Annotated in this window: 6 protein-coding genes; 3 read left to right on the top strand and 3 right to left on the bottom strand. The window is 51.7% G+C overall.

Annotation, left to right across the window (positions count from 1 at the left end):
* Positions 1 to 289 precede the first annotated feature (289 nt).
* A complete protein-coding gene (locus tag B880_RS25770; protein ID WP_071524359.1) occupies positions 290 to 403 on the bottom strand; it encodes a replication initiation protein in 114 nt (37 codons plus the stop codon).
* Positions 404 to 1052: 649 nt separating this feature from the next.
* On the opposite strand from B880_RS25770, the gene B880_RS0101660 reads away from it, so the two are divergent.
* The 3 genes from B880_RS0101660 to B880_RS0101650 all read left to right on the top strand — a co-directional run bounded on the left by B880_RS0101660 (position 1053) and on the right by B880_RS0101650 (position 3188).
* Positions 1053 to 1376, top strand: a complete 324-nt coding sequence (locus tag B880_RS0101660; protein WP_026042365.1) for a MobC family plasmid mobilization relaxosome protein — start codon at positions 1053 to 1055, stop codon at positions 1374 to 1376.
* On the top strand, positions 1366 to 2862 hold the full coding sequence (mbeA, locus tag B880_RS27280; protein WP_017345648.1) for a plasmid mobilization relaxase MbeA: 1497 nt from the start codon (positions 1366 to 1368) through the stop codon (positions 2860 to 2862). The genes B880_RS0101660 and mbeA overlap by 11 nt, the downstream gene beginning before the upstream one ends.
* 86 nt (positions 2863 to 2948) lie before the next feature.
* Positions 2949 to 3188 (top strand): hypothetical protein, encoded by a 240-nt coding sequence (locus B880_RS0101650; RefSeq protein ID WP_017345647.1) that lies wholly within the window; start codon positions 2949 to 2951, stop codon positions 3186 to 3188.
* 478 nt (positions 3189 to 3666) lie between these two features.
* Here B880_RS0101650 and B880_RS0101645 read toward each other — a convergent pair whose 3' ends face one another.
* Entirely contained in the window at positions 3667 to 4059 is a 393-nt protein-coding gene (locus tag B880_RS0101645) for a hypothetical protein (protein WP_017345646.1), read from the bottom strand.
* An 886-nt stretch (positions 4060 to 4945) separates the two neighbouring features.
* Positions 4946 to 5542: a GNAT family N-acetyltransferase gene (locus tag B880_RS0101640; RefSeq protein WP_017345645.1), complete on the bottom strand. Its 597-nt coding sequence runs from the start codon at positions 5540 to 5542 to the stop codon at positions 4946 to 4948.
* Positions 5543 to 5663: the final 121 nt, after the last annotated feature.

Below are 5663 nucleotides of genomic sequence, written 5' to 3'. Positions count from 1 at the left end.
TCTTCTTAATAAAAAAACACTATGAGAGTTGTTTTTCCTTATTTTAAGCATATAGATAGCGCCAATTTTGTTTTTTTGAGTAAACGATTTTCTTGTGATCTTGTCGTTACAGTCGTAATCTCTTGCCTTGTAAACGAAAAAACCGCCCTGCAAGGCGGCTTTTTCGAAGGTTCTCTGAGCTACCAACTCTTTGAACCGAGGTAACTGGCTTGGAGGAGCGCAGTCACCAAAACTTGTCCTTTCAGTTTAGCCTTAACCGGCGCATAACTTCAAGACTAACTCCTCTAAATCAATTACCAGTGGCTGCTGCCAGTGGCGCTTTTGCATGTCTTTCCGGGTTGGACTCAAGACGATAGTTACCGGGTAAGGCGCAGCAGTCGGACTGAACGGGGGGTTCGTGCATACAGTCCAGCTTGGAGCGAACTGCCTTCCCGGAACTGAGTGTCGGGCGTGGAATGAGATAAACGCGGCCATAACAGCGGAATGACACCGGTAAACCGAAAGGCAGGAACAGGAGAGCGCACGAGGGAGCTACCAGGGGGAAACGCCTGGGATCTTTATAGTCCTGTCGGGTTTCGCCACCGCTGATTTGAGTACCGAAAACACACTGTTTTTGTGAGACTCGTCAGGGGGGCGGAGCCTATGGAAAAACGGCTTGCCGCATCCTTTGCTTTGCCCGCTTTATACCTCCCTCTGTTGCTTACTGCCTCTCGTCAGAGCATGTAACGCCCGCCGCAGCCGAACGGCCGAGTGTAGCGAGTCAGTGAGCGAGGAGGCGTCACGTCACCAGCTCTGACATTTTCTCCCTACGCCCGTATGCCTGCTTTTACGCCTGAAACATAAAGCAATTTTGCTGATTGCCACTCCGATCTGCCATAGTAAGCCAGTATACACTCCGCTAGCGCTATGTGACTGGTTCAGGGCTGCGCCCCGAAACCCGCTAAAAGCACTGCCGCGCCTGGCGGCTTGTCCAACCCCGCGCCGACCGGGAAAAGATTTCCCGTCCGTCCCGGCGTTATGAGGAGGCCGGATTGACCGAAAAACGCAGCAAAATGCTCACGATGTGGGTCACGGAAGACGAGCACCGGCGGCTGCTCGAGCGGTGCAGCGGTAAACAGCTTGCGGCCTGGATGCGGCAGACGTGCCTGGATGAAAAACCATCCCGCACAGGGAAGCTCCCCTCGATCTCACCGGCGCTGCTCCGGCAGCTCGCCGGCATGGGTAACAACCTCAACCAGATTGCCCGCCAGGTTAACGCCGGCAGCGGCAGCGGGCACGACCGTGTGAATATTGTCGCCGCCCTGATGGCCATCGACGCCGGGCTTGAGCAGCTCCGCCACGCGGTCCTGGAAAAGGGGGCAGACGATGATCGTTAAGTTCCACCCGCGCGGGCGCGGCGGCGGCGCAGGCCCGGTAGATTATCTGCTGGGAAAGGACAGGGAGCGAGAAGGTGCGACCGTCCTGCTGGGAAAACCGGAGGAAGTCAGGGAACTGATTGACGCCTCGCCCTACGTGAAAAAATACACCTCCGGCGTGCTGTCGTTTGCGGAAAAGGACTTACCGGCGGGTCAGCGGGAAATGCTGATGGCGAGCTTTGAGCGCGTTCTGATGCCCGGTCTTGATAAGGACCAGTACAGCGTGCTGTGGGTTGAGCACGCCGACAAAGGCCGGGTGGAGCTTAACTTCCTCATTCCGAACACCGAGTTGCTGACCGGGAGGCGCCTGCAACCGTATTACGATCGCGCCGACCGTCCTCGCGTTGACGCCTGGCAGACCATAGTGAACGGTAGCCTGGGGCTTCACGACCCGAACGCGCCGGAAAACCGGCGCGCGCTGGTCACGCCGTCTGCGCTGCCGAAAGTGAAGCAGGAGGCCGCAGAAATGATTACGCGCGGATTGCTCACTCTCGCCTCATCCGGGGATCTTAACACTCGCCAGGACGTCACGGAGACGCTGGAAAACGCGGGTTTTGAGGTGGTGCGTACCACGAAAAGCAGTATCAGCATTGCCGACCCGGACGGGGGGCGAAATATCCGGCTAAAGGGAGCTATCTACGATGCGAATTTCAGCAATGGCGCAGGACTTAGAGCAGAAATCGAAAGCGCAGCAGCAGATTACCGACGAGATGCTGAAAACCGCATTCAGCGAGCACGAGCAGTCTGTAAAAGCGGAACTGAACGCAAGCGCGCAGAGAATCAGCGACGCCATCAGAGGCCACGAGCGGGGTATGACCGCGGCCATGCAGTCGAACCGGCTGAACGTGCTGCGGATGGTAGGGCGGACGTGGATCACCATCGTGATGGTGTCAGTGCTGCTTATCGCGACGAGCGGCAGCGTACTGTGGTGGCAGGGGCAGCAGATCCTCGACAACTACACGACCATCCAGGCACAGAAGAACACGCAGGCCGTGCTGTCAGAGAAGAACAGCGGGGTACAGCTGACGGCCTGTGGGGAAGAGAGACGCCGCTGCGTGAAGGTGAACCCGGAAGCGGGGCGATACGGCGAGAATTCGGAATGGATGATACTGGCGGGGAAATAACACATGACGGATCTGGAAAAACAATTGCTGAGCGCATTAGATCAGCTACATCAGGACTACTCGAAAAGGCTGGACGAGTGGGAGAGCGCCTTCGCGGAATGGCGGAAGATGTCTGGTCTTATGCAACGGGAGAACGCGGCGCTGAACGAGCGCGTCACGGGCTTGAGCAGGCAGGTGCAGAGCTTGAGCGAGCAGCTGCGCCGGTTATCGCACAGCTGAACGCCATCGAGCAGGAACGGGCGCAACAGTACCAGAAAACGCTGGAGCCTGAGCCTGAGCCGGTACGGCGACAGAAAACCTATGACGGGCCAACGTTAGGCTGACTGGCGGTTGTAGATGACGGCCAAAACTTCATGGTTGCCCGCCGGTCTGACAGGCTTAATCGGGTTATCTTTATCCGGAGGATTTTATGACAACGCGACTGACCAACCTGACACCATCAGAGAAAAAATTTCTCGACGAGGCTGTTGCCGCCGCTGAGAGAGCCTCAGGCAAGAAGCTGAATCAGCCGAACCGGCATATCGTCCTGAACCGGGCGCGGGCGCAGATCGAATCGCAGCGTCAGGCAGACCGCCAGCGTGCGCTGCGGGAAGAAGAGCGTCAGCAGGCGGATTTTGCCTGGTCACGTCCGCGCGCCCCACGCCGCTGACGTGACCAGCATTCCCTGAGCAGCAGACAAAAAAAAGGAGCCAGGAGGCTCCGAAACGTTTAGCTAAGTTGTCTTCTTCGTTTTCACTGCACCAGGGTGGCGGGATGCGTGACCTGATGAATATGGCACAGCCCCGGACTCCGCGCTAAAAAAACTCTGTGAACTGTGCGCACATTCCGGAGAAAGCAGGGACAAATGCCCGCCAGGGCGCCCGATCGTGCTGAAACCGTCCGCCGCTCACGCCAGTGCATAACCATTCACCCCCGTAAAACGCCTCAGCGCGATTCTGGGCCGTTTTTGGGGGGTAAGACGTGTTCTTTTGCGACTCAGGGCGCAGAAACGCGCTGAGGGCCGCTCAGGCGGTGCGGTAAAGCACTTTTATGTTAAATCCTCCTGCCACAGACGCGAAAAAGGCCGCCCCCGGGGGCGACCTCTTCCGGCACGTCCTTTTCAACATAAGCCTATTGCGCGTACTTTTTTACTTCGTCAGTCTATACGTCCTAAGTAACTCTTCAGTGGCGGTGTGATTTCCACGTTCCTCGTACAAATAGCCTGCTTTTACGAGCCATATCCACAGCGCTCTAATGTCCTCAAGTAACGCTTCACGGCCCTGCTTTTCCCCCAGATACTCTTCCAGAGAAACTGCTGGGTTATGCTCAAAACTAGTCTCTGGGTTCTCTGCAGGACTCAGGTTCTCAAACGAAGTATTCAAGTTATCGACGTACCTGATTGTTGCGCTACTACCTTCCCGTTTTAACTCATAATTCATGACATCGATGGCATTTGATGGGACTGAATATGGAAAACTGCTTACATAATATTGTCTAACTACCTGGAATAAGCCATCTATGTGATAGAGCGTGCTTTTCATGTGTTTTCCTTTTGGTTAATTACCGAGATCTCTGCCAGAGCACGCAGCCTTGATAGCACTGAGGCCGTGCACGCTGAGATGTTATGGTAAAAAAAAGCCGTTTTATGGCTTTAGATCCAACTCCAGAAAATATCTCTACAATCCCCCTGTGCTATTCGAACTCCTTCTAAAGGCATTTAAAGTCGCAGAGAATCCTTGCGCACTGATATTCTCCGAGAAATCTCCTTGTAAGAGGTAGACCGAAGAGCTGTTTAAAAAAAGAGAAATAAGAAACTTAGAACCTTCACTTGTCAGCGGGTAGAAATAGTGAGTGTTGCCATCGCAAGCATCCGCCAACTTAATCAATGTGCCATTGAATCTTGCTGAGTTTGCTTGCTTTGGGTTGAAAACCACCCCATTTTTACACTTGCTGTCGTTCATTAACGGTACTATGTATAAGTTCTCACCCCCTGAATTCGAGTTACTTAAGACTATTGCTAATCGCCCCTGCTCACTTATCACTCTAGGTGGGCTTAGCGTCCAGCTTTGAAGGGCTGATGCTTTGATGGCAATTAAGAGTAACGACCAAGTGAAAACTTGTAGAATTTGTGTGTGCTTGTTTTTTCTCTTCACGTTGATGCTCCCTCTCACGGAAAAAAGATATTTTTAAGGTAAAAAATAAAAAAATCCAATGAAAATCTAATGTGCGTGGTGGGTATAAAAAACACGGGGAGTGTAGTGACCTTCGTCTAGCTCGTTTCTTGTGTATCTCGCTCTGCAAAAGGTTTTGTGGAGTTAGCGACTAAGTGGCCTATCAGCTTCATCCCCGCCGCCGTCAGTCGCAAGGGATGTTATGGTAAATCCAGATGTAAAAAAACCGCCAGACGGGCGGTTTCTAATCAGCTTATCAAGCTTTGCACTTAACAATTAGCTCTGTCATTTTTCTAATGTCGTTGTCGTTGAGCAAAAAAACAGGTAATCCTGCAGTTGAATCAGCTGATCTCATAACGCTTAGCCCTAAGTACATGTTACGTGCATTCTTAAATTCGTCATCATGAGGTGTTATGAATTCACCTGAATAGATCAGGCCAGCTGATTTGTAGAAGGGCACCAAGTCAGGTAAGCAAATTAATCCAAAATTAAAAGACTGAGAAAGAAGGTGGCGAAGTAAATCACTACCAATGCCATTCCCACGATACTGTTCGTAAACAAAAATTTTGTGACAATAGTAAAGCTCCATATTGGGTTGGCAGAACAGCATCGCATACCCATAGAGAGCACCTTCTCCCGCTACACCTAGGACTTTAAGATGTCCTGCCGTATAACATTCATCGAAAACATCAACAATGTATTTTTTTGCTACAGCTACTTGAGCTTCGGTAGCAAACATCATAAGAGGCGCTAGGGCTGGCGTGAAAAATAGGTCTTGCAGAATACCAGCTGCTTCGCTTTCAAAAATTTCAGGAAGGTACTCTTTTATATTTAATTCGGTTGATTCACTCATTCTTACCTTATCACTGTGATTGGGTTTTTGATTTTTTGTTACCAAAGTAATGTATTAACTATTACCATGACATGGTGAGTGTTAAGAGTGAAAAAAATTTATCTTCTTAATAAAAAAACAC

Source organism: Pantoea sp. A4 (assembly GCF_000295955.2).
Classification (GTDB): Bacteria; Pseudomonadota; Gammaproteobacteria; order Enterobacterales; family Enterobacteriaceae; genus Pantoea; species Pantoea multigeneris.
The sequence above is the reverse complement of the archived record's forward strand: the minus strand, read 5'-3'. Positions and strand labels throughout refer to the sequence as shown.

Coding starts and splice junctions, on each gene's coding strand:
- B880_RS25770 (WP_071524359.1), bottom strand. CDS start 403: ATGCACGAACCCCCCGTTCAGTCCGACTGCTGCGCCTTACCCGGTAAC.
- B880_RS0101660 (WP_026042365.1), top strand. CDS start 1,053: ATGCTCACGATGTGGGTCACGGAAGACGAGCACCGGCGGCTGCTCGAG.
- mbeA (WP_017345648.1), top strand. CDS start 1,366: ATGATCGTTAAGTTCCACCCGCGCGGGCGCGGCGGCGGCGCAGGCCCG.
- B880_RS0101650 (WP_017345647.1), top strand. CDS start 2,949: ATGACAACGCGACTGACCAACCTGACACCATCAGAGAAAAAATTTCTC.
- B880_RS0101645 (WP_017345646.1), bottom strand. CDS start 4,059: ATGAAAAGCACGCTCTATCACATAGATGGCTTATTCCAGGTAGTTAGA.
- B880_RS0101640 (WP_017345645.1), bottom strand. CDS start 5,542: ATGAGTGAATCAACCGAATTAAATATAAAAGAGTACCTTCCTGAAATT.